We start from the raw sequence: 23483 nt of genomic DNA, 5'->3' as shown, positions 1-23483 counted from the left end.
GTGACGGAGTGGACCGTCGAACCGACTACAGCGCCGCGATGAGCGCGTCCGTGAACTCGCGCGTCGTCGCGCTGCCACCGAGGTCGCCGGTGCGGATCTTCCCCTCACCGTAGACCTTGTGGAGGGCGTTCTCCATGCGGCGGGCCTCTTCGCCCATGTCGAGGTAGTCCAGCATCATCACCGCCGACATCATCAGCGCGGTGGGGTTCGCGATGCCCTTGCCCGCGATGTCCGGCGCCGTGCCGTGGACCGCCTCGAAGACCGCCGTGCGCTCGCCGATGTTCGCGCCAGGCACCATGCCCAGGCCGCCCACCAGACCCGCGCACAGGTCGCTCACGATGTCGCCGTAGAGGTTCTCCAGCACCATCACGTCGAAGCGCGTCGGGTCCCTCACCAACTGCATACAGAGGTTGTCGACGATGACTTCCTCATACTGGATCTCCGGATACTCACGGCCCACCTTGCGGCAGCAGTCCAGGAACAGACCGTCCGACAGCTTCATGATGTTCGCCTTGTGCACGCCGGTCACCTTCTTGCGACCGTGCTTCTTGGCGTACTCGAAGCCGAACCGGGCAATCCGCGTGGACGCCTTCTCGGTGATGATCTTCAGCGACTCCACCACGCCCGGGACGATGATGTGCTCCAGGCCGGCGTAGAGGCTCTCCGTATTCTCACGCACCACGATGAGGTCCACGTCCTCGTAGCGCGTCTTCACGTTCTTCACGCTCTTCACGGGCCGCAGCGACGAGTACAAATCCAGCCGCTTGCGCAGACCCACGTTCGCGGAGGGCAGACCGCCGCCCACCACCGTGCCCGTGGGGCCCTTCAGCGCGACGCCGCTGCGCAGCACCGCTTCCACCGTCTCGTGCGGCAGGTTGGTGCCGTACTTGGCCACCACCTCCGCGCCCGCGTCCTTGTGCTCGAACTCGAGCGGAACCTTGAGCGCCTCGAGGACGCGGATGGTGGCCGCCATCACCTCGGGGCCGATGCCGTCTCCATTGATGACAGTGACAGTGCGCGTGTTCGCCATGGGTGCGGATTCACAGCATAAAACCCCTGGACCCGAAAGGACGAAAACGACGGGCGTACAGGGCCAGGCATGGGGTCCATGAGCCAGGCCCCCCGCCCAAGGCCTCCTGGGGCCGCCCCGGGCCCTCAGTGCTCGGACGCCGAGTCTGGCCGCCGAGCGGGCCGCCGGGTGGGCCGGTGGCGCTTCCGGATGGCGTAGGGCCGGTAGAACGACTCCCACAGCGCGGCGCGTCGCCCCCGGGGGCGGGTCCTCAGCTCCCCCAGCGGGGCCCGGATGAAGAACGAGGAGATGAACAGGTAGGTCGCGGCGATGGTGATGAACACCAGAATCAACATGACGATGGGCCCTGGAATCCACGCCACATGCGCCCGGGTGACGAACTCCAGGAAGTCCACCGGGGGCTTCGGGTGGCTGTAGACCTTGAAGAACCACGTCACCAACAGGACCATCAGGATGGGCCCATAGGTGCGGTTGAGCCGCGTGGAGATGGCCGACAGCAGCGAGAGCTGAATCTGCGGGCGGGACATCTCCACCGCCAGCTCGCGCAGGGCGTCCGGGTCCACCGGCTCGCGGCGCAGCATCGGGGCCCACCAGCCGTCCTCCAAGAGGCGCACGCGGCGATTCCACAAGTCGTAGTAGCGGTACCTGCGCGCCTCGACGAGCAGGAACGACACCACCATCCAGATGCCGACGAGGAAGGTGACGTGCGAGCTCTGCGGCGTCGCGAAGCCGAAGGAGATGACGGCCGCCGTCGTCGTCAGCGCCCAGTTCGTCGTCGTGTCCAGGCGCGTGCGCCAGGTGTCGGAGCGGCTCAGCTCGCCCCGGAAGAGCTGCGCCATGGCCTGCTGCGACAGCCAGGGCGACTCCAGCAAATCGTTCTTGATGGGCTCGTTGAGGGGCATCCGTTCCCGGAAGGTGGGCCGGGCCACGGGTCGATGCAATGGCTCGTCCGGCTGTTCGCCCCCGGCCTCCATGCCCGCGTGGATGCACCGGCCCCCTGGTGGGCGAGCAGGCGGCCTTGCTTCAACCGGGCTCGCACCCTGGCATCGTGCCTCGGGAGCGGGCGTCCAGGCGGGGGCACGGGTGGCCATGGCGGGCGGGCGTGCCCACCTTGGCGACTTGAGCGTGGCCCGAATCAATCCCATCGAAGCCCTGTCGGAGCTGCTCCAGGGAGAGCAGGAGCGCGTGACGCGCCTGTGGGCCAAGCGCCTGCGCGCGGAAGTCTACGAGGTGGAGATTCCGGGCAGGGACTTGCGTGCCCCGCTGCGGAGACTGGTGAGCGAGATGGCGCGCCTGCTCAAGGACCGGGGCGAGGACGCGGTGCGCCTGTGGCCGGAGGTCGCCCGCTCCCACGGCGCGGACCGGTACACGCAGAACTTCGAGCCCGAGGACCTGACGCGCGAGTTCAAGTCCCTCGAGTCGGTGCTGCTGCACGTCTACGCGCGCCACCACGGCGGGCTGATTGAGCCGGAGGTCGCCGGCCTCATCTCGGAGCTGGTGTGGGAAGGGGACGCCGCGGCGCAGGCGTCCTACGCGCGCATCCTGAAGACGGAGGAGGTGCGCTTCCGCGAGGCGGCGGTGATGGAGTCGGTGCTCAACCACGTGGACGTGGGCATCCTCCTGGCCGAAGTGGACGGCACCGTGTCCTTCGCCACGCCGCCGGTGAGCCGGCTGATGGGCGTGCCGATGCGCGCGGTGGTGGGCGGGCGCGCGGCGAATACCGTGTCCCCGGTGCTCACGCAGGTGAACGCCCGGCACGTGACGGGCGAGCCCTTCAAGGTCGCCGACATGCCCTTCGTGCGCGCGCTCAAGGAGCAGGGCCCGGTGCGCGGGGTGATGATGGTGGTGGAGCGTCCCGGCGGCGGCGAGGTGACGCTGGAGATGAGCGCCTCGCCCGTCTGGGAGGAGGAGGGCGAGCTGGCCGGCGCCATCCAGACCTTCACCGACCGCACCGAGTCCGCGAACAAGACCAAGGCCCTGGAGAGCGCCTATGGCGAGCTGCGCCGGCTCCAGGGGCGGCTGCTCCAGCGCACCCGCCAGCAGGCGCTGGGCCAGCTCGCGGGCGGCGCGGCGCACGCGCTCAACAACTTCCTCAACGTGCTGCGCCTGCGCATCACCCTGCTCCAGCGCGAGTACAAGCCCGAGCACCTGGACGCACTCGACAAGACGGTGCAGCAGATTGGCGAACTGGTGGCGCGGCTTCAAGAATTCAACGTCCAGCGCACCGAGGAGCGGCCTGTCGAAGTGAAGGTGGACCAGACGGTGCGCGAGTCGCTCGAATTGGCGCGCGGCGAGCTGGAGCAGCGCGAGCACCCGGTCTACGTGGAGCTGGACCTGCATGACCCGGGCGCGGTGCGCGCGGACGCGGCCTTCTTCCGCGAGCTGGTGGTGAACCTGCTGCTGGCGGCTCGGGACCGGATGGAGGAGGGTGGCCACCTCAAGCTGGCGACGCGCGCGGAGGGCCGGGAGTGGCTCACCTTGCGCATCCAGGACGAGGGCCCGACGTACGCGGCCGAGGAACTCACGCACCTGTTCGACCCGCTGCGCAGGGACCCCGGGGCGCCGCAGCTCTCGCTGTACCTCGCGGTGGCGCGCGCGCAGGTGCAGCGCTGGGGCGGCGAGCTGACGGCGGAGAACGCGACGACGGGGAAGGGCGCCGCCTTCCTGGTGCGGCTGCCACGCATCCACGAGCAGTCGTCGACGTACGAGCCCACGCGCCCCGCGGAGAGCGCGCCGAAGGCCGCGCCAGCAGTGCCCCGGCGCTTCCAGCTGACGCGCCGCGTGCTGGTGGTGGACGACGACCTGGACAACGCGCGGATGATGGCCGAGGTGCTGGGGGAAGAGGGCTACGAGGTGCAGGTGGCCCACGACCCTCGCGTGGCGCTGGACATGTGGGACCGGCGCCGCTTCGACGCGGCCCTGCTGGACGCGGTGATGCCGGAGATGAGCGGCTGGGAGCTGGCGCGCGAGCTGCGCGGGAAGTCACCCCACGTGCTGCTCGCCATCGTCACCGGCATGGACGTGCGCGGGCAGAACCGCGCCAACCTGGCGCTGGTGGACGCCGTGTTCCGCAAGCCCATCGACGTGGGCGCGTTGGACGACTTCCTCGCGCAGACGCAGGGCGGCTCGGGAAGTGAGGCCGCGCAGGCCGCCGGAGAGACGCCCGAGCCCACCAGCGACAGTCCCGACCCGCCGCCACGGCACTGAGGGCTCCGGGACGCGGGCCGTGCGTCAGCCCCTGGGCTTCAGGCCCGCGGCGACGAGCGGCGGGACACCCAGGCGGGTGAGCATCAGGTCCGCCGTCTGGAGGGCGCCTTCCACCCAGCCCTGCGCGTCGGAGTACGCCTCGCCGCAGATGTAGACGGGGACGTTGGCCTGCGGCTGGACGATGCGCTCCACCACCTCCCAGCTCTTCACGCCGATGTTCCAGCTGTTCCAGCCGCCGCCGTACGGGTCATCGCCCCAGTCCCGGAAGCTCGCCTCCAGCGCGGGCGGCACGTACATGAGGCCGTGCACCAGGCCGAGCTGCCGCTGCACCTCCGCCACCATGGCCTCGGGGGCCTCGTTGGCCAGCCACTCGGGGTCCATCTCCTTGCCCTGGCCGGCCTTCTCCCGCTCGCCGACGAAGCGCTTGGGCCGGGGCACGTTGCGCGCCTCCTTGCGCCAGCCCAGGCCGCGCTTGGGACGGAAGCTGTCCCAGAAGCCCGCGTTGAGTCCGTCGTCGTAGCTGGCCATCAGCATCGCGGGCCCGTTCTTGGCCGACGCGCCGGTGTCGGTGGGCCAGTAGTACGTCTGCCGCACCGGCAGGTCCGTGACGGTGCGCCCCTCCTCCACGCCCGCGGGCCTCCACCACGGGTCGCTGTAGGTGGTGAACAGCTTGAACAGCGGCTGCGGCGTGACGCTGCCGACCAGCCGCACCACCTCTTCGTCCTGGAGGAAGGGGCTGCCGGGGGTGATGAGCTCCAGGGCCCGGCGCGGCATCGCGAGGATGAGCGCCTTGGCCTGCACCGGCGCGCCGTCCTGGAAGTGCAGCTCCGCCAGGCCGTTCTTCCAGTCGAAGCCGGTGAGCTGGCTGTTGAGGTGCAGGGCTCCTCCGGCCTGCTTGAAGCGCTCCGCCAGGACGAGCGGCACCTGCTGGAAGCCGTTCCTGAAGCCGTAGTAGGCGGAGTCGACGCCGAAGTCGGACAGGTACCAGGGGATGGCGTCCGCGGCGTTCCAGTTGTTGAGCGTGGACTCGTAGCCGCCCGCGTCGAGCGCGAGCTGGTAGCCCTCGCCGGAGATGACCCGGGCCAGCACCTGCCAGAAGCCCTGCTCGTGGAGCGGCTTGCCGGCGAAGCTCGCCGTGCGCGTCATCTCCCGGCGCTCGTACTCCGTGAGGTGCTTCGCGGTGATGCCGGGGACCAGCTGCTCCAGCGCATCGAGGACGATGCTGCCCGCCGTCTTGCCGTGCTCCAGGAAGTTGAGCCGATAGGGCACCTTGTCCGGGTGCTCGGCGAAGTCCGCGAGCCGCAGGTGCACGCCGCGCAGGAAGGCGATGTTGGCGGGCTTGTCGACGGGGAAGGCGAACGTCTCGATTTGCTGCGCGGGGGAGGCGCCCTCGTTGAGTCGCTTCAAGAGCTCGCTGATCCGCGGCTGCACCTCGGGGAGGATGCGCATGCCGCCCAGCTCGGCCTTCATGTTGGGGATGCCCGGCGGGGACACGGAGAGCAGCCGCCCTCCGATGCGACCGCTCGCCTCGAACACGGCGACACTCCCCGCGCCGCCGCCATGGGTCAGCAGCCTCCACCCCGAGTACACGCCGGACACACCCGCGCCGACGATGGCCACATCGAGAACCGTCTCCGCCATGTGCTGCCTCCACTTCACGTCCGGGGGGTTGGGGCTGCTTCACATCAGAAGACGACCTGCGCGCCTCGCGGCGTGGGGCTGTCGCTGTCGTTGGCGCGCTGGGGGTGCTGCTGGTGGAACCAGAAGTCCAAAGGTGGAGGGGCAACGGGGGCCGCCGTCGCCTTGAGACCCTTGCCGGCCGCCCCAGCGGGCGGTGGCGGCGTCACTTGAGCCGTGCGGATGTCCAGCACGTACGACTCATGGCGGGTCAGGACGTGCTCCACCGCGACTTTCAGCGCGGCCTTCACTTCGTCCGGACGGTGAATCACCTGGCCGTTCGGAACGCCGAAGGACTTCGCCACGTCCACGAAGCTGAACTCGGGGTTGCGCAGGGTGAGGTACTCGGGCGTCATCGTCACTGGCTTCCACCCGAAGCCCGGTGCGTCGCCGTACGCCGTCACCACCTGCTGAAGCCCCGCTTGAAGCGTGTGGTACTCCCGGTTGTTCATGATGAGGAAGAGGATGGGCAGCTCGCGGTGCGCGGCCGTCCACCACACCTGGGGATAGAAGAGGCAGGAGCCGTCTCCCACCGCGTTGATGACCAGCTCCGGCTCGATGCCCTGGGTGCCCGGCCCCGCCAGCTTGATTCCGAGCGAGGCGGGCATGGACCAGCCCAGGGAGCCACCCTGGGTGCAGTAGTAGCTGGTGGGCGCCTCGCCCTCGCCCAGGGGGAGCATCATCTGGAACGCGGCGGCGTCGGACACCGCCTCGTGCACGTAGACGAAGCGCTTCTGGAGGTTCTTCGCCACCAGCAGCTCTCGCAGGCTGTCCGCCACGAGCACGCCCCAGATGTGCTCCGCCTGCTGGGCCTGGGCCGCATATTGGCGCCACGCGGCCTGCCGCGCCTCGGAGGCGGCATGGAGCTGCTGGTTGCGCTCGTCGGCTTCCGGGGGCGGGTTCTGGGCGAGCAGCGCGTTCAGCCCGGGGAGGGTGGCCTTGATGTCGCCCAGGATGGCGGACTCGGCGAAGGCGTTCTTGCCCAAATCCCACGTGTTGTTGGCGAGCGCGATTTGCCTGACGGACGTGGGGATGAGGGGCCCGTCGGAGTACTTGTAGACGGCGAGCTGGGCCTGGGCGCCGAAGCCACAGAGGAACGCCACGTCATGGGGCAGCAGGCGCTGCTGTGTCTGTTGTTGGTCCCCGGGCAGCTCGCCCTGCCAGTGGTAGTCATTGTTGGGGAAGTTGGCCAGGCTGCTGAAGCCCTCCAGGTAGACGGGGGCGCCCAGGCGCGACGCCAGCTCCTGCACCTCCTTCCACGCGTCGGCGTAGCCCACGGCGTCGCCGGCGATGATGACGGGGTTCTTCGCGCCCGCGAGGAGCTGGGCCGCGTGGGCCACGGCGTCCGAGTCCCCCGTGAAGCGCTGGGGGATGCGGGTGACGCCCCGGACGCGCTCGTCGGCGCCAATCTTCCGGATGGTGAAGTCCCAGGGCAGGGAGATGAAGACGGGGCCCATGGGAGGCGCCATCGCCTCCTTGAAGGCGCGCTGGAGGACGAGGGGAATCTCCTCCCAGGCGCGCAGCTCGTGGGACCACTTGGTGAACTGCTTCGCAATCTGGACGACGTCCGAGGCGAGCAGGGGCTCTTGCGTGACGAGCTCGTTCTGTTGCTGGCCGCAAAGCACCACGAGCGGGACGTGGGACTTCCACGCGTTGGAGAGATTGCCAATGCAATGGCCGATGCCAGGGGTGACGTGGACCTCCACCACGCCGGGGCGGCCCGTCATCCGGGCGTAGCCCATGGCCGCGCCCAGGGCGATGTTCTCGTGCAGGCACTCGATGTAGCGGACCTTGCCCTTGTTCTCGGCGGTCTCCGTCCCGTCGATGATGGGAATCTCGTTCGTCCCGGGGACGCCGAAGATGTAGCCAATCTCCAGCATGCGCAGGATGTCGAAGAGATAGTCCCGGGTCCAACGCTGGGGCTGCGGAGCAGGCACGTCCGGCATGGGGGTCCCTCGGTTTTCGAGAGGCTTTGGGGAGATTGTCTGGGAAGGAGGCGCATCCTGCCTGCCGGGTTTTGTGCAGGCCATCCACCCCGGGGGTATGTGGGTGTTGTCTATTGTTGTGTTTGTGTATGGGGAGGCCCTGGCGCGTCCGGATGGGGTGGAATGCTTGTCTGGCAATGGAATGCGGGCCCGGTGCGGGGTGGGTTCGTGAAATGGGGCGGGGCGTCTAGAGTCGTGGAGGTGAACGGCTTGCTGGAAGTGGAGCGCCTGCGCCGCAAGGTGGAGGCGGGCGAGGTCCTGAGTGACGCGGAGCTGGAGGCGCTGCGCGCGCAGGCACAGGGCAGTGAGGGGCCGACGCCGAGGCTGGCGGTGGCGCATGCCCTCATCAACGCGGGAGCGGACCGCGAGGCGCTGCCGTTGCTGGAGGCGCTGCGGCGCGACTTCCCTCGGGATGTGCCGGTGATGTTGGGGCTCGCCCGGGCGCTGCTCGGGTTGGAGCGGAATGGGGATGCGGAGGCGCTGCTGCGGCAGGCGCGCGCGCAGGAGCCCGGGGACCCGGAGGTCCTCAAGGTGCTCGCGGTGCTGGCGCTGCGCCGGGGTGAGGTGGAGAAGGCACAGGCCTTCGTCCAGGCCGCGCTCGCGAGGGACCCGTTCGACGTGGAGACGCGGCTGTTGAAGGAGGAACTGGAGGCGGCGGAGCTTCCGCCTCCGGCCGCGCCGGAGGAGCAGGTGCTCCGGCCGGAGTTCACGGCCGCGCTGGCGGGAGCGCTGGGGCGAGCGCGGGTGGCCTTCCGGCGACAGGGCAAGGACCTGCTGGTGAAGCTGGCCTCGGGCGGAGTGGGGCGCGTGGACCTGGGTTCGCTGTACGCGGCCTATCGCGAGGCGCCCGGGTCAGCGGGGCTGGGGCCCTATGTGGAGGCCCTGGCCGCGCGCCTGGGCGGGTTGGACTCGGGGCTGGAGGCGGAGGGGGCTTCGCTGGAGGCCCGGCTGCGTCCGGTGCTGCGTCCGTCGGACTTCGTGGCGAAGGCGGTAGGGGCGTTGCATCGACCGGGGCCGGCGCGACTGGAGGTCTTCTATGTGTTGGAGGACGCGGACTTCGTGCGCTACCTGCCTGAGTCCGCCCTGCGTGTCTCCGGGCTGACGGAGGAGGCGGTGGACGCGGCGGCGTGGCGGAACCTGGAGGCGCATCCGGCGCCCGTGAGGCCCGTCGTCATCGACCGGGGCGAGGTCCGACTCGCGGAGACCTTCTCGGGGCTGTGGGCGGTGGCGGCGGGAGATGGGCTCGACGGAGCGCGGCTGCTCACCGCGTCCCAGCGGCGCTTGCTGGCGGCGCAGGCGGGGGACGAGCCTCTCTACGGCTCCCTGGTGCGGCGCGAGTTGGCGCTCGTGGCCCGGGTCTCCGACTCCGCGGCGTGGGAGCTCCTGGCGGACCTGGAGCCGACCTTGGAGGGAATCGAAGGCCTGTACTTCCTGTCGGACGAGGGGCTCACCCGGGACTGGGCCGCTGGGGACTGAGGCGGGCCTTGGCTGGGGGCGGCCCGCACGCCCAGTCTCGGCGAGCGCGCAATGGCTGTCCGCGGAAAGAACGCACAGGAATTGCAAGCTCCGCGATTTGGCAGTGATTGTGTGAGCGTCTTCACGGGTTCAATGTTGAGTTGGCTTGAGCCCTCATGTTACTGCCGCGCCGTCCGTGCGCCCTGCGCGAGGTTGGCGACAGGTGGATGGCATGGACTCTGTGTGAATCCCCCACGTCGTGAAGAATGGATACATGAAGCGCTTGAGCCGAAGCCTGGAAGTCTTCGTCGTGACGGGACTCCTGTCACTGGGTTGCAGCGGAGAAGAACCCACGTCGCCAGCGCGTGAGCGCGAAATCGAGGCCTCCCCTGTCTTCGGTGAGCACCGCGTGAGGGAGCCCGCCCAGAAGGGGTTGGCGGCGGTGGGGATGGACTGTGGTGTGGGCGGGAAGGCCGGGTGTGCCTCCGGCCTCTGTCTGCACACGGGCAAGGAGCCGGGCGAAGGGTATGTGTGCAGCAAGCCCTGCGCGGTGTCCGCGGACTGTCCGTCGGAGTGGCGCTGTGCCCAGCTTCAGCCGGGCTCCTCGGCACGGGTGTGCCTCCCTCTCGCGCGTTGAGCACCGTCGCGTTTCACTGACAAGACTTCCCAACAGGACGACCTTCCATGCCCTCTCTCTTCAGGAGCTTGCTGCTCCTCGCGGTACTCTTGTGCGCGGCGTCCGCGAACGCGCAGCGTTGCTCTCCCCCGGCATCGCGCTCGTGCACCACCGACGGTGGCTGCATCGGGCAGCAGATATGTCTTCAGGACCCGGAGCGGCCCAGCGTGGGCGAGTGGAGCGACTGTGGCGCCACCTACGCGCACCAGGCCTGTAGCCAGTGCGGCACGGGGGGCTATGCCGTCTGCAACCAGTTCGGTGAGCTGGGCCCCTGCAGGCCCGCGACGCCCCTGGGTGGGGAGATCTGCGGCAACACCTGTGACGACAACAACAGCGGCGATGCGGATGAGACCTGTGCCGGCTCGGAGACGTTCGACTATTGCGAGCCGAAGAGCGGAGGGGGCTACACGCGCTGGACGTGCTCATGCCGGGACAACCTCAATGTCGGCTATTGCCTGGGCTCGGCGGACTCCCAGTACTCCTGCTCCAGCCCCGACGGCTGCATGAAGGCTCCGGCCTTCGGGACGAGCGGTGCCCCCCAGGGCGGGGGCAACTTCCAGTGCTGTGTCTCCAGCTTGCCGTGCACCAGCGGGGGTTACGTCTCGGGGGAGTTCCAGTGCGCCTATGGCAGCAACCAGCAACTTCGGTACGAGTGCGCGCCCGGGGCCTCCTGCGGCGATGTCAACCAGTGCGGCAATTCCTGTGAGGCCCTTGCTCCGAGCGTCAACGTGACGACGGGTCAGGTCTCCGGGCATGGCACCGTGTGCCGGCCTGGTGACCACCGCAATGCCTGCACCGCGGCGCAGGGAGGGCTGGGCTCGCCGTCCTCTTCGGGTGGCGTCAGGGCCATGGAGGACCGGGAGGCCTGCGTCGACGTGGTCCTTGAACACGACTTCGTGGAGGGCGCTGCCTGCTCCGCGATGCCTTCCGTCACGCTCCCCGTGCCGGGCTATACCCTGAACTACAAGCGCCCACGTGGCGGGAGCGCGGCGCGTTCCGGTGGTGGCGGCGGTGGTGGAGGTGGCACGGGCCGCAAGAACATCCCTTCGCCGGAGCAGTGTGGCCCGGCGGCGGGAGGCGTCTCGAGCTCCGCGCTGGCACAGTCGCAAGCGCCGGGCATCGCGCTGAGCGACCTGACCACCCGCTATGCGCAGGTGGATGTCAGCCTCCAGGGGTCGGTGGGTGAGCTCAGCTTCGTTCGCAAATACGTCTCCAGCGATTGGACGTGGAAGTACATGTCCATCTTGAACGCGGGCACGGCTCCCTTCCTCGCCAGCCCCTTTGGTGCGAGCCCCACGTCCCGTGCCTCGCTGCGCTGGTGGCACGGGTTCTACAGCTTCGTTCGTCCCAAGAGCTTCATCCCTAGCTTGAGCACCTGGGCTGTTCGAGACACGGATGGCGCCGCGTTGGAATATACGGCGTGTGATCCAGGCACCACCGGGTGCTTCGCCACGCCGCGTCCCACGTCGCGGTGGTCTTCCTCCCAGTTGTTCTGGACGGGTGGTACTCCGGGCAGCTTCATCCTCATCCAGCCCGGAGTGGGCCGCTTCGTCTACGCCTCCGTGTGGGAGTCGTCGCAGCCCTTCTACCCGGCCCGGTACTTCCTGACGCGGGTGGAGGACGAGGTGCTCACGGGCGCGGGCGCGCCTCGCGTCCGCCTGACGCTGCAGTACGCGGCGCCCCCGTTGACGGACTGTCCTGGCCTGAGCGCCACGGGCAACGGCGTGCCCTTCCTGGACACGGTGACGTCGGCGGATGGAGCGCGGCTCAAGCTCTATTACAAGAAGGTGAAGAGCTACCACGACGCGGTGGACCCGGCGGGGAGCCCCCAGGGCAACGAGTGCGTCATCGACAGGTTGGCGCTGCGCGACAATCCCAACGCGGGCAGCACTGCGGAGACCGTCGTGGCGCGCTTCAACTACGTCAAGGTGGGCGTCAATGAGTACGCGGGGGCGCTCCAGTCCGTCGTCTATCCGGAGACGGGGGATGTCCTCACGTACGCGGATGATGGTGGGACCACCTGGGCGGTGAGCGCGAACGAGGAGGAGATCGGCGCCCACACCTACCTGGACGGCAAGGTGTCCGCCGCGACGACGGCCTCGGGCGGCGCGATGTCCATGGGCACGTCGACGGGAGGATGTCCCCTCGCGCAATCCACGGGGTCCACGGACTGCACTCCCACCGCCACCCAGTCCATGCTCGCGGGCGACAGCGCCGGCACTCAAGTGGAGGTGAAGCGGACGTACAACACCCGGTGGCTCACCCAGCTCCCCTACCTGGACGTCCATGGGGCCACGGAGACGTGCGTCTCAGGCAACTGCGCGAGCTTCGCCTCCGGCACCTACGTCTCGCTGCGAGAGGACCTGTCGGGCAGCTTCCTGTACCACTGGTACGACATGAGCAAGTCGGGGCGGACCGACATCTTCAGTCCCGTGGTGGGGACGAACAGCACCGCGTCGTCCGCGATTCCCCAGCCGCTGGCCTCGGAGTCGCGCTCTTTCGGAGCGGCGGCGCCCGGCAATCCCCTGTCGGCGGTGTACCGCGAGCGGACCGAGTACGGGTACGGCAGCTTCGCCTCGGGCGCGCCGGTGGAGCCGTTCAAGCCCCTGGTGACGGAGCGGGACGTGCGCGCCTCCGTGCTGGTGCCGGGGCAGGAGACGGTGATGACCAGCGCCTACGACTCCCTGACGCACCGACTGAAGTCCACCATCCACGAGGGCTACACGGAGAAGTTCGACGTCGGTACGCAGACCTGGAGCGTCCCGGTGAAGCGCTACGTGGGGACGTTCTACTTCAACCACCACAAGTGCTCGGGGCAGTCGGACACCGGCGATGCTCGGGTCCTGGAGGTGCATGGGCCCTGCGAAGTCACGGGCCTGGGCGCCATCGACTGCACCGGCAATGGCTTCCCCATCACCCAGTACCACTTCTACGCGGGGCCCACGGTCGAGCTGTCCAACAGGGCCAACCGGCTGTGGAAGACGAAGAACTTCGTCAACCACGGAGGGCCGACCCTCTGCACGAACCAGCCCGCGCTCGAGACGGTCTTCAACGACTACGACGCGCGAGGCAATGCCACGCAAATCACCGACCCGTCGGGCGTGGTGACCTCGTACCTGTACACGGGTGGGCGGTTGGACCGGACGACCGTGAACGGGCTGGCGACGAACTACCTGCATGATGGCGCGGACGTCACCGCGGTGCAGCTGCCGACGGGGGGCTACTCGGTGCGCTGCTACCGCAAGTGGACCACGCCGGGGACCGCTTGCAACACGGGCTTCAAGACGAGTCACGTCCAGTGGGAGGCGGTCGCCGCCGACGCGCAGGGCGTGGACTGGAGCGAGGCCGTCGTTTTCACGCGGTGGACCACGACGGGCGAGCCGCTGAAGACGGCGGAGTATCGCAGCCGGAGTGCCAGTGGCGTGGTGGAGACGCGCAGGGTGGTGGAGTACCACCCGGACCCGCACGGACGGCCCACGTACACGCGCTTCGGGACGGGGAGCGGTGCGTTCACGAGCGTCGCCGCCTTCAACAAGGATGACGAGGTGACGGGCCTTGGCCTTCCGTTCAACGGCGCCCCGGACTTCTGCCTGAACACCCAGACGCAGGCTCTGTCCGAGCTGTGCGCGAGGTTTGGCTATGATGGAGGCGGACAGCTCACGAGCTTCACGGAAGCTCCGACCGCGGGAGTCACTCAGGCGTCCACCCTTGCTTACGACGCCCAGGGGCAGGTCCGCTCTGTGCGCACCGGCTGTACCGACGCGGCCACCTGCCAGACGCCCGAGTCGACGTACCAGTACGACGACTTCGGCAATGTGGTGAGGGTGCAGTTGCCCAACACGCTGGGCCCGGTGCGCTATGACTACAACGCGCGCGGCAACCTCGTGGTGAAGCAGACGGAGACCATGCGGCAGGCCGGCGAGTGGCAGCAGTACTCCCATGACCTGCTCTCCCGGCCCAAGGTCGTCACGCGCGAAGCCCCCAGCAATCCCGGGAGTGACTCAGAGGACCTCTATGCGCTCGGCTATGACTCGGAGGGCGGGCCGCTGCCGGCTTCGTGCAACCGGTATGACGGCGAGGTGGTGAACCAGAACTCCGTGGGGCGGCTGAGGTTCCGGGACGACTCCTTCGGCCGCACCTGGTACCGCTATGACGCCTCCGGCCGTGTACTGGGAGAGATGCGGCAACGGAGCGGGGAGGCCGCCTGCGACCGCAAACTGGAGACGATGTACCAGTATGACGCCTTCGGGAGGACGGTTGGGATGACGCATCCCCATGGGCGCGCTGTTCGCTACGTGTACGGAACGGGCGCGAGGATGCACCGCGTCTCCTCCATCGCCGTGTCATTCTTCACCGCGGCGGGCGGCGTGGCGGAGCGGACGGTGGTCAGCAACATCGCCTGGGAACCGTTCGGCGGGCTGCGCGGCTACCAGATGGACTTCGCGAACGGGAGTGCTCACGCGGTGGAGTACGCGCTGGGCGAAGATGGCTCGGTGGCGCCTTCGGGCTGCGCCGCTGCCTTCCCCTCGTCGACGACCTCGGACAAGACAGGCCGCTTGCGCTCGCTGCGAGTGTCCTCGGGTGCCTTCACCCCAGGCTCGGGAAGTGGGAGTACGTACAAGCGGACGTACACATGGCAGGCCGACCAGGTGGCCCGCATCGACACCTGTCTCATGGGTGGCACGACGCCGCGCACGGAGCTGTACGGCCATGACCGGACGCTCCGGCTGACCTCGGCGACGCGGCCCGGGACGAACGACTACGACACAGGGGGCGCCTTCGGCTCACAGTCTCTCGGCTATGACCGGCGTGGAAACCGCACATCCCAGGTGGCCAACTTCGTCAACCTGACGATGGCGTATGGCACCGCTCCGAGCGCGGTGGACCGGTTGCTGAGTGTGACGCCCCAGCATGACGCCCAGCAGCGGGTGTCCTATGCGTACGACGCGGACGGACGGGTGTCGCGCAAGGAGTCAGGTCTCTATAACTCGAACCTCCCTGCCCATGTCGTGGACATGGATTACGGGCCGGACGCGGCCACGGGCAAGGGGTCGGCGCGCGAGACGGTGTTCCGCACCGTGTCGGTGAACGGGCTGTCGTACCAGTACTTCTACGACGCGTTTGGCCGTCGCCGCGCGAAGTCGCATCCGGTGAATGACGTGAAGGACGAGTTCTTCCACGACGTCTCCAACTCGCTGCTGGTGGACCAGGGCTGGAAGGACGTGCTGGACCCGGACTACCGCACGGTGGACGACTACATCTGGCTGGCGGGGCGCCCGGTAATGGTGGTGCGCGGCCGGCTGGAGGCGAGCGCGAACGTGCGGCTACCGGACACGTCCACGGAGTGCGGACGTGACGAAGAGCAGGTGGCCTGCGGTGAGCGCTTCATCGTGACGGACCACATCGGCAAGCCGGTGCTGATGTTGGACTCCGTCGGGCGCGTGGCGGGCGCGGCGGACTACGAGCCGTCCGGCCACGTCAACCGCAGGGCGCAGCACGAGGCCACGGCCCATCCCTATCCAGACGACGACGGTGACACGATTGCCGCCTTCAGCCAGCCGCCGGACACCAGCCTGGTGAAGGTGCGGATGCGGGCCATCTTCCAGTTGGTGGACACGGATGCGGACGTGCACGGCCCGGACTCGGTGACGCTGTACGACAGTGGGACGGGAGTGCCGCTCTCGGGCTACAGCGGACCTGAGCTGGGGCGGGTGGTGACGGAGTGGGTGCTGCCGTCCACGGGAGAAATCTGGGTGGGCTTCTCCTCGAGCCCCGCGGGCCCGCAGCCCAACGCGCATACGGGCGTGGTGGTGGAGGCGTACGAGTACCAGCGCTACCAGAATGGCGCGCAGCCGTTCTGGATTCCCCTGCGCATGCCCGGCCAGTACCACGACACGGAGACGGACCTCTTCGAGAACTGGAACCGCTTCTATGACCCGAGCATCGGGCGGTATCTGCAGCCCGAGCCGATGACTCAAAGCCCGAGCTTCATCCTGTCTCGCGCGATGCGAGGGACTGGCACGCCGACCTACGCCTACGCGAGCAACAACCCCATCAACAGGGTGGACCCGAACGGGCTCTATGACACGGGTGTGGGCGACATCCTGGCCTACAACCAGATGAGTCCGGACGAGCAATCGGCCGTTGATGACGCTCAGCAAATCGTGGGCGGGACCTATGCGGCCATCCACACCGCTGCGTGGTCGGGGCCTCGTCTACTTCCTCCCGTCATCGCGGGCGCGAAGAGTGTGATGAAGAATGCCCGCATCGATGGACCCCAGAAGGGCCTTCGCTATTGTAATGGACGAATTATTGGCATTCGCTGGGGTGGAACCTGGGGAGCGCGCCTCGACTTCCATAAACTCAAAGACAGTCAGGGGCGACCCATCCTGCACATCAACTACGGCCCGCCGCAGCGGGGTGAGGCGCAGCACATTATTCTGTGGGACCCTGTGCAGTGGTGGAACAACCTGTAGGAGAAGGATCACCTATGTCATCAGCCGAGTGGTCCGCCGCCGTAAAGGAGATGAGGAGGCTTTTTGACCATGACCCCACGGACAAGAAGAGCCTCAAGGCGTGGGTGGACGCGTCCATCGCGCTGTACGTGCGACTTCGCTCCGTTCCAGAGAGCTTCGATGTGGAGGAAATCGTCTGGCATTTCCTCAGCGACGCGGACATCCGCGTGAAGGACCCCGAGTACGCGCAGGCTCAACGTGCGGCGTTCGAGAGCTGGCTTCAGGACGCCGAAAAAACCCTGCCACCCGAGGAGTGACGGTTCGTGAGGCCGTCAGCCCGCCGTACTGGTGGGAAGGCGGTCCACGAACACCACCTCGCGGTAGCCCAGCGTGAGCAGCAGTGCACGCAGGGCTCGCTCGGCGGAGTCACGGGCGCGCTGCTGGAGTCGTGCATCGGCGCGCACGTCCTTCTCGAAGGCCAGCCGCGCCTTCTCCAAGAGCTGCGCCGTCTGCGCGCTGTCCAGGTTGGAGTCGATGACCTCCGTCTCCCCGGGCCGCAGCGCCACGCGCACGTCCATGGGCGGCAGCACGACGTGCACCTTCGTGCCGGCGACGTGGAGGCTCGACGGGCCCAGGCGCTGGAAGTCGAACCCCAGGTGCGCATCCGCGAAGACGATGGCCCGGCCGCGCGGATTCTGGAGCGTGTACGCCGCCCAGTTCACCACGTCCTTCCACAGCGCATCCGTGGCCTTCGGCTGGGGAGAGAAGGACACCTTCTTGTAGAGGGCGACCTCGAGCGTCTCCAGCCGCGCCACCTCGCGCATCTGCTGCACCACGGAGGTGGTGTCGGGCAGGGCGGGGGACGTGGGCCGCAAGAGCAAGCCCGCGCCCAGCGCTCCAGCGGCGATACCGAGGAGGACCGTGAGGATTCGCGAGAGGTGCGCCATGGGCCCAGTGTATCCCCTTCCTCGCGGCACGCGTCTGGGGCACGGTGCGCGCGTGTGGGCGGCACGTTGCTGGAAGGAGCACGTGTGGAGCTGACCGATGTGGAAGTGGAGGCGCTGGGGACGCGTGGCTATTTCACGCGCCCTGTCTTCCTCGGGGATGTGGCCGCCCTCGCCGCGCGGGCTGAAGCGCTGGCGAGGGCTGAATCCGGAGTGCTGCATGCCGCGGGCATCCGCCGGGGCGCCGAACGCACCCTGGACTCCCGCGTGCGAGGAGACCTCATCGGCTGGCTGGAGCCGGAGCCCGGAACAGGGCTCGGCGTCCTCTGGGAACACTTCACCCAGCTGGGACACGCGCTCTCGTCCGCCGCCTATCTCGGCCTGGGACGCTTCGACCTCCAGCTCGCCTGCTACCCCGGCGGCGGAGCGCACTACTCGCGCCACTTCGACGCCTTTCCCGGCCAATCCAACCGCCGCGCCACCGCCATCTGGTACGCCAACTCAGGCTGGGTGCCCGAGCACGGCGGCGTCCTGCGACTGCATCCAGAGGACTCCGCGCCGGTGGATGTGGCCCCCGTGCTCGACACGCTCGTCGTCTTCCTGAGCGAACGAATCGAGCACGAGGTGCTGCCCGCCCACGCCTCGCGCCTGGCCCTCACCGCCTGGTACTACGGCCGCGACGCGGGCTGAGCCGTCACCTCACAGCGGGGGCGCGAGCAGGACGACGGAGTAGCCGACCGCCGTGCGCGTCCCCGGGTTCTCGTACGAGTGCTTCTGGTCCCCTCGGAAGACGACGACGTCTCCGGGCTTGAGGACGAAGCGCTCACCGCTGGCGACCAGCGCCATCTCCCCGGACTCACAGGCCAGGTACTCGCGAGTGCCAGGCGTATGGGGCACGCCGGTGATGCGCACTCCGGAGGGCAGCTCCACCCGGTCGAACTCCATGCCCGGCAGCGGGTCCGGCAGCAGCTTGCGCAACTGCCCCGCACCCCGGATGCGCGTCGTCAGGCTGTCGCGCGGGTAGTGCCGTGCACTGGCGCGAGGCCTCGCCACCAGCTCCTCCAGCGACACCTGGAGCGCCGCCGCCACGCGGTGCAACACCGACAACGTGGGGTTGGCGGTGCCCGACTCCAGATTCGCCCACGTCGCCCTGGGCACCCCCGCGAGCTTGGAGAGCTGGGCCTGCGTGGCGCCCCGCGTCTCCCGCAAGGTCCGGATGTTGCGCGCCAGTCTGCTCGGCAGGTCCTCTTCGTCGATGGCCATGGGTTGGCAATCTGCCAAAGGATTGGCCGCGACGCCAACTCATCAACGCGGCCCGTTTATCTCTCCCGGCAAGGAGGGCATTCCACATGAATCTGACCGGAAAAGCGGTCCTGGTGACGGGAGCGAGTCGGGGCCTGGGCCGCGCGCTCATGACGCACTTCGCTCGAAGAGGTGCCCGGGTGGTGGGAGTGGCCCGCCATGCCCCGGAGATGGAGGCCGCCGCCGAGGCCCTGCGCGCGGAAGGGCTGGAGGCCCACGGCGTGGCCTTTGACGTGGGGGACAAGGAGTCCGTCTACCGGCTGGTGGGTGTGGCCACGTCGCTGGTGGGGCCGGTGGACGTGCTGGTGCACAACGCCAGCATCCTGGGGCCCACGCCGCTGCCCCTGCTGCTCGACACCTCGTGCGAGGACCTCCAGCACGTGCTGGAGGTCAACGTGGTGGGCCCCTTCCGGCTCACCAAGGCGGTGGTGGGCAACATGGTGGTGCGAGGGGGCGGGCTGGTGCTGAACATCAGCTCCGACGCGGCCCTCTCCGCGTATCCGCGCTGGGGCTCCTACAGCGTGTCCAAGGGCGCGCTGGAGCACCTGGGCCGCCTCTGGGCCGCGGAGCTGGAGGGCACGGGCGTGCGCTTCCTCAACGTGGACCCGGGGGAGATGGACACGCGCATGCACTCGGACGCCATGCCGGAGGCGGACCGCTCGACGCTGGCTCGGCCGGAGGACGTGGCGGCCCGCATCGTCGCGATGGTGGAGCGTCGCTCGGAGTCGCTGCCGTCGGGCTCCCGCCTGGAAGCGGCGAGTCTGGAGGCCGCATGAAGCCCGCGCGCTGGCCCGTGGACCACCCCGAGGAGGGGCGGCTGCTCCACATCGAGCCCCAGGGCCGCCGCTTCTCCGATGCCCGCGTGGCGGACCTGTCGTCACTGCTCCGGGACGGAGACCTGCTGGTGGTGAACGACGCCGCCACGTTCCCCGCCTCGCTCCTGGGGCGCACGGCGGCCGGAGAGCGAATCGAGCTGCGATTGATGGCGCGCGAGCAGGACGGCACCTGGACCGCCGTCCTCTTCGGCGCGGGAGACTGGCGCAAGCGCACCGAGGACCGCCCGCCTCCGCCCGTGCTGCCGGTGGGCTCGCGCTTCACCGTCGTCGGCTTGCCCGTCCAGGTCGTCGAGGTGCTGCCGCCCTCGCCCCGCCTCGTGCGCGTGGCCTTCGACGAGGACGGCGCCGCGCTCTGGTCCGCGCTGTACCAAGGGGGGCGGCCCGTGCAGTACGCGTACACCGTGGCCCCGCTGTCGCTGTGGCACGTGCAGACGGGTTACGGCGCGCGTCCCTGGGCCACGGAGGCCCCGTCGGCGGGACTGCCCCTCACGTGGAATCTGCTGCTGGAGCTTCGTCGTCGGGGCGTGAAGCTGGCGTCGCTCACCCACGCGGCGGGGCTGTCCTCCACGGGGGACGCGGTGCTGGACGCGGCGCTGCTGCGGCCCGAGCGCTCGGACATCCCCGAGGCCACGGTGGCGCGGGTGGAGGCCACTCGCGCGGAGGGAGGTCGGATTGTCGCGGTGGGCACCACGGTGGTGCGCGCGCTGGAGGGGCGGGCGGAGATGAACGGTGGGCGACTGGTGGCGGGCGAGGCGGTGACGGACCTCCTGCTGGGCCCGGGCTTCGTGCCCCGCGTGGTGCACGGGTTGCTCACGGGCATGCACGAGCCTGGAAGCAGCCACCATGCGCTGCTCCAGGCCTTCGCGCCGTCACTGCTCTTGAAGGAGGCGACCGCGCACGCGGAGGCGCGCGGCTACCTGGGGCACGAGTTCGGGGACTCGTGCCTGGTGCTGGACGCGTGAGGGCTTCACTGGAGCTGATTGGGCTCCAGCTCCACCTTCACCCAGCCAGGCTTGCGCAAATCGAAGTTGCGGTAGGCGTCCAGCGCGCCGCTCATGGGCTCCACGTGCGAGAGGATGGCGGTGGGGTCCACCTCGCCCGTGCGCACCAGCTCCAGCAGCCGGGGGATGTATTTGCGGTGGTTGCAGTTGCCCATCTTCAGCGTGAGGTTCTTGTTCATCGCCATGCCGATGGGGAACGTGCGCACCTGCTGCGGGTAGACGCCGATGATGGACAGCGTGCCCGCCTTGGCCAGGGTCTCCACCGCCCAGGTCAGCACCTGCGAGGGCGCGTCTCCGGGCACCCAGTTGTCGCCGTCCGGGTTCGTCTTCGGCGCGACTTCCTTCGTCTCGCGCTTGAGCTCCGCCTTCTGCGCGTTGGCCTGCTTCGCCGCGGGGCCCGCGTGCGCGTGCACGGCGTCCACGCCCACCGCGTCGATGGCCCGGTCCACGCCGATGCCGTTGGTGAGGCGCTGGAGCGTCTTCACCGGGTCTTCCTCGTCGAAGTGGATGATTTCCGCGCCCTGGATGCGCGCCAGCTCCAGCCGGTCCTCGTGGCAGTCGATGGCGAAGATGCGGCCCGCCCCGAGCAGCTTCGCGCTGACGATGGCGAACAGCCCCACCGGCCCGCAGCCGAACACCGCCACGGTGTCACCGGGTTTGATTTCCGCCAGCTCCGCGCCGAAGTAGCCGGTGGGGAAGATGTCGGAGACGAGGATGGCCTGCTCGTCACTCACTCCGTCCGGAATCCTCACCAGGCCCGCGTTCGCGAAGGGAACGCGCACCTTCTCCGCCTGCATGCCGTGGAAGGGCCCCGTCTGCGCGGGCCCGCCGAAGAAGGCCGTGCCCGCCGAGGGGCCGTTGGGGTTCGCGTCGTTGCACTGCGAATGGTAGCCGGCGCGGCAGTAGACACAGTTGCCGCAGGCGATGGTGGAGGGGATGACCACGCGGTCGCCCACGTTGAAGTTGCGCACGTCGTCGCCGAGCGCCTCGATGTAGCCCACGCCCTCGTGCCCAAGAATGGTGCCCGGCTTCATCCCCGGCATCGTCCCGCGAATCATGTGCAGGTCCGTGCCACAGATGGCGCTCGCCGACAGCTTGACGATGGCGTCCGTCGGCTTCTCGATGCGCGGCTCCTCCACGTCGTCGAGCCGGATGTCCCCAATCCCATGGAATACGATGGCCTTCATCGCGCGCTCCTTCCCCCCGGAGGGGCCCTGGCGTTCAAAGCCGAGAAGGGGCCGTCCTGATGGAGACGGACCCGTGGCCCTTGAGCGTGGGCATCCACTCCGAGGCGGGCAGGGTGCGGCGGTTCCTCTTCCGGTCAGCGGCCTGGGAGCCGGGCGGCTAGCGGCCGGCGGGCTGATGGACGTGGAAGGAGAGCTTCTTGCCGAAGACGCGGCGGAAGGAGACCACCTCGTGCTCCGCGTTCCACAGTTCCAGGTCCACCGGCTGGCGCGCGTGCAGGTGCAGCACCACGCCGTCGCGGCCATTGGTGGCCTTGAAGTCCTTGATGGGCTGGTGGTGGCTGTGGTCCAGCGAGTTGGCCACGCGCAGCAGGGTGGCGAGCTTGCGCACGGTGCGGGCCTCGGCGGGAGTCAGCCCCGCCATGCCCGAGTGGGCCAGCTCCGGTGGACTGCGCCGGTGGTAGCGGGCGACTCGGGCCACCAGCTCGCGCTCACGGTCCGCGAGGCCGGGCAGGTCCGCGTGGCGGATGAGGTAGTAGCTGTGCTTGTGGTGGCGCTCGTAGTTCACCGCGTGGCCGATGTCGTGGAGCAGCGCGGCGACCTCCAGGTACGGGCGCACCGACAGCGGGAGCTGGTGCAGGGCCGCCAGGTCGTCGAAGAGCGTCAGCGCGAGGCGGGTCACCTGGCGCGCGTGCTTCTCGTCGAAGAAGAAGCGCTGGCCCATGACGATGGCGGCGTCCGCGAGGCTGTGGTCGTCGGGCTGGTGGTGGGCGTCCTGTCGGTAGAGCAGGTCCACGAGGATGCCGTCGCGCAGGCCCCGGTTGACGACGCTGACGGACTCGATGCCCAGGTACTTCGCCACGCCCTCCAGGATGACAGCGCCGGAGACGATGATGTCGGCGCGCTTGGGGTCGAAGCGCTTGCGCCGCCGGTCCGCGGGCATCTTCGCCAGCGTCTCCACCGTCTGGGTGAGCTGGCGCACGGTGGCGTTGCCGCTGCTCTCGCTGGAGGCGAAGGACACCACGGCGTTGATGGTGCCCGACGAGCCGAGCGCCATCCGGGGCAAGAGCGGCAGCTTCTCCGGCAGCGTCTTGCCCAGCACCTCCTGGACGAAGCTGCGCATGATGCGCAGCTGCTTCGGTGTCACGGCGCGCGACGCCTCGAAGACCTCGGTGAGCCGCACCGAACCCAGCCCCAGGCTCCACAGGTTGTCGGGCTTCTCGCCCACGGCGGTGGCCACCTCGGTGCTGCCGCCGCCAATGTCGATGAGCAGCGAGCGCGTGCCGGGGGGCTTGCGGTGCAGCACGCCCAGGCAGATGAGGCGCGCCTCCTCCTTGCCGCTGACGACCTCCAGGTTGAGGCCCGCCTCCTCGCGCACGCGCCGGACGATGTCCGGGCTGTTGCGGGCCTCGCGCAGGGCGCTGGTGGCCACCGCGCGCACCTGGGCCTTGTGGCGACGGCAGAGGGCCGCGTAGCGCCGGAGCGTGGACAACAGCCGCTCGGCGGTGGCCTCCGGCATGGTGCCCGTGGCGAAGACGCCCTCACCGGGGCGGATGGGGTCTCGTTCCTGATGCAGCGTCTCGAGCGCCCCATCGGCGTCCGGCCGGGCGAGCTCCAGCCGCACGGCGTTGGTCCCCACATCGATGGCTGCGAGTACGGGCGGGAGGGCGGGGCGGCGAGTGGGCATGGTTGGACGTGCGACAGTGTAGAGCGCCCTGGCGGCTCGCGCAG

16 protein-coding genes are annotated in these 23483 nt (G+C 69.1%); 8 read left to right on the top strand and 8 right to left on the bottom strand.

Translation table 11 applies throughout. The features are described 5' to 3' along the window. Positions 1-25 precede the first annotated feature (25 nt). Together ACN469_RS20790 and ACN469_RS20785 are read right to left on the bottom strand one after the other, a co-directional pair. Complete coding sequence (locus ACN469_RS20790; RefSeq protein ID WP_163870999.1) at positions 26-1030, bottom strand: isocitrate dehydrogenase (NAD(+)); 1005 nt, start codon at positions 1028-1030, stop codon at positions 26-28. Between the two features lie 125 nt (positions 1031-1155). Beyond that, a complete protein-coding gene (locus ACN469_RS20785) occupies positions 1156-1932 on the bottom strand; it encodes a DUF2270 domain-containing protein (RefSeq protein WP_498770505.1) in 777 nt (258 codons plus the stop codon). A 187-nt stretch (positions 1933-2119) separates the two neighbouring features. Between ACN469_RS20785 and ACN469_RS20780 the strand changes: the two genes are divergently transcribed. Continuing rightward, the gene (locus tag ACN469_RS20780) at positions 2120-4237 is read left to right on the top strand and encodes a response regulator (protein ID WP_498770472.1); all 2118 of its coding nucleotides are present in this window, start codon (positions 2120-2122) and stop codon (positions 4235-4237) included. A gap of 24 nt (positions 4238-4261) precedes the next feature. Here ACN469_RS20780 and ACN469_RS20775 read toward each other — a convergent pair whose 3' ends face one another. Together ACN469_RS20775 and ACN469_RS20770 are read right to left on the bottom strand one after the other, a co-directional pair. Further along, positions 4262-5878, bottom strand: a complete 1617-nt coding sequence (locus ACN469_RS20775) for a flavin monoamine oxidase family protein (protein WP_498770471.1) — start codon at positions 5876-5878, stop codon at positions 4262-4264. Between the two features lie 44 nt (positions 5879-5922). Further along, a complete protein-coding gene (locus tag ACN469_RS20770; protein WP_498770470.1) occupies positions 5923-7860 on the bottom strand; it encodes a thiamine pyrophosphate-binding protein in 1938 nt (645 codons plus the stop codon). Between the two features lie 240 nt (positions 7861-8100). Between ACN469_RS20770 and ACN469_RS20765 the strand changes: the two genes are divergently transcribed. From ACN469_RS20765 to ACN469_RS20750, 4 genes are all read left to right on the top strand, one after another. Beyond that, entirely contained in the window at positions 8101-9375 is a 1275-nt protein-coding gene (locus tag ACN469_RS20765) for a tetratricopeptide repeat protein (protein WP_498770469.1), read from the top strand. A gap of 253 nt (positions 9376-9628) precedes the next feature. After that, the gene (locus ACN469_RS20760; protein WP_498770468.1) at positions 9629-9991 is read left to right on the top strand and encodes a hypothetical protein; all 363 of its coding nucleotides are present in this window, start codon (positions 9629-9631) and stop codon (positions 9989-9991) included. Positions 9992-10038: 47 nt separating this feature from the next. Continuing rightward, entirely contained in the window at positions 10039-16506 is a 6468-nt protein-coding gene (locus tag ACN469_RS20755) for an RHS repeat-associated core domain-containing protein (protein ID WP_498770467.1), read from the top strand. Between the two features lie 50 nt (positions 16507-16556). Beyond that, entirely contained in the window at positions 16557-16802 is a 246-nt protein-coding gene (locus ACN469_RS20750; RefSeq protein ID WP_498770466.1) for a hypothetical protein, read from the top strand. A 15-nt stretch (positions 16803-16817) separates the two neighbouring features. On the opposite strand, the gene ACN469_RS20745 is transcribed toward ACN469_RS20750, so the two are convergent. Continuing rightward, positions 16818-17432, bottom strand: a complete 615-nt coding sequence (locus tag ACN469_RS20745; RefSeq protein ID WP_498770465.1) for a DUF4230 domain-containing protein — start codon at positions 17430-17432, stop codon at positions 16818-16820. 84 nt (positions 17433-17516) lie between these two features. On the opposite strand from ACN469_RS20745, the gene ACN469_RS20740 reads away from it, so the two are divergent. Further along, positions 17517-18119, top strand: a complete 603-nt coding sequence (locus ACN469_RS20740; protein ID WP_498770464.1) for a 2OG-Fe(II) oxygenase — start codon at positions 17517-17519, stop codon at positions 18117-18119. A 9-nt stretch (positions 18120-18128) separates the two neighbouring features. Here ACN469_RS20740 and ACN469_RS20735 read toward each other — a convergent pair whose 3' ends face one another. Further along, entirely contained in the window at positions 18129-18686 is a 558-nt protein-coding gene (locus ACN469_RS20735) for a helix-turn-helix domain-containing protein (RefSeq protein ID WP_163871007.1), read from the bottom strand. Between the two features lie 92 nt (positions 18687-18778). Here ACN469_RS20735 and ACN469_RS20730 point away from each other — a divergent pair, with 92 nt between their 5' ends. Together ACN469_RS20730 and ACN469_RS20725 are read left to right on the top strand one after the other, a co-directional pair. Then, positions 18779-19507 carry an SDR family NAD(P)-dependent oxidoreductase gene (locus tag ACN469_RS20730; RefSeq protein WP_498770463.1) on the top strand — a complete coding sequence of 243 codons (729 nt, stop codon included), beginning with the start codon at positions 18779-18781 and terminating at the stop codon, positions 19505-19507. Further along, a complete protein-coding gene (locus ACN469_RS20725) occupies positions 19504-20529 on the top strand; it encodes an S-adenosylmethionine:tRNA ribosyltransferase-isomerase (RefSeq protein WP_498770462.1) in 1026 nt (341 codons plus the stop codon). Before ACN469_RS20730 ends, ACN469_RS20725 begins: the two co-directional genes overlap by 4 nt. A gap of 5 nt (positions 20530-20534) precedes the next feature. On the opposite strand, the gene ACN469_RS20720 is transcribed toward ACN469_RS20725, so the two are convergent. Beyond that, complete coding sequence (locus ACN469_RS20720; protein WP_498770461.1) at positions 20535-21755, bottom strand: zinc-dependent alcohol dehydrogenase; 1221 nt, start codon at positions 21753-21755, stop codon at positions 20535-20537. Positions 21756-21912: 157 nt separating this feature from the next. Beyond that, positions 21913-23439 carry a Ppx/GppA phosphatase family protein gene (locus tag ACN469_RS20715; RefSeq protein ID WP_498770460.1) on the bottom strand — a complete coding sequence of 509 codons (1527 nt, stop codon included), beginning with the start codon at positions 23437-23439 and terminating at the stop codon, positions 21913-21915. Positions 23440-23483 lie beyond the last annotated feature (44 nt).

This window comes from Corallococcus terminator (genome assembly GCF_049194865.1).
GTDB classification, from domain to species: Bacteria; Myxococcota; Myxococcia; order Myxococcales; family Myxococcaceae; genus Myxococcus; species Myxococcus terminator_A.
The sequence above is the reverse complement of the archived record's forward strand: the minus strand, read 5'-3'. Positions and strand labels throughout refer to the sequence as shown.

Coding starts and splice junctions, on each gene's coding strand:
- ACN469_RS20780 (WP_498770472.1), top strand. CDS start 2,120: ATGGCGGGCGGGCGTGCCCACCTTGGCGACTTGAGCGTGGCCCGAATC.
- ACN469_RS20785 (WP_498770505.1), bottom strand. CDS start 1,932: ATGCCCCTCAACGAGCCCATCAAGAACGATTTGCTGGAGTCGCCCTGG.
- ACN469_RS20750 (WP_498770466.1), top strand. CDS start 16,557: ATGAGGAGGCTTTTTGACCATGACCCCACGGACAAGAAGAGCCTCAAG.
- ACN469_RS20725 (WP_498770462.1), top strand. CDS start 19,504: ATGAAGCCCGCGCGCTGGCCCGTGGACCACCCCGAGGAGGGGCGGCTG.
- ACN469_RS20790 (WP_163870999.1), bottom strand. CDS start 1,030: ATGGCGAACACGCGCACTGTCACTGTCATCAATGGAGACGGCATCGGC.
- ACN469_RS20730 (WP_498770463.1), top strand. CDS start 18,779: ATGAATCTGACCGGAAAAGCGGTCCTGGTGACGGGAGCGAGTCGGGGC.
- ACN469_RS20715 (WP_498770460.1), bottom strand. CDS start 23,439: ATGCCCACTCGCCGCCCCGCCCTCCCGCCCGTACTCGCAGCCATCGAT.
- ACN469_RS20770 (WP_498770470.1), bottom strand. CDS start 7,860: ATGCCGGACGTGCCTGCTCCGCAGCCCCAGCGTTGGACCCGGGACTAT.
- ACN469_RS20760 (WP_498770468.1), top strand. CDS start 9,629: ATGAAGCGCTTGAGCCGAAGCCTGGAAGTCTTCGTCGTGACGGGACTC.
- ACN469_RS20755 (WP_498770467.1), top strand. CDS start 10,039: ATGCCCTCTCTCTTCAGGAGCTTGCTGCTCCTCGCGGTACTCTTGTGC.
- ACN469_RS20745 (WP_498770465.1), bottom strand. CDS start 17,432: ATGGCGCACCTCTCGCGAATCCTCACGGTCCTCCTCGGTATCGCCGCT.
- ACN469_RS20720 (WP_498770461.1), bottom strand. CDS start 21,755: ATGAAGGCCATCGTATTCCATGGGATTGGGGACATCCGGCTCGACGAC.
- ACN469_RS20775 (WP_498770471.1), bottom strand. CDS start 5,878: ATGGCGGAGACGGTTCTCGATGTGGCCATCGTCGGCGCGGGTGTGTCC.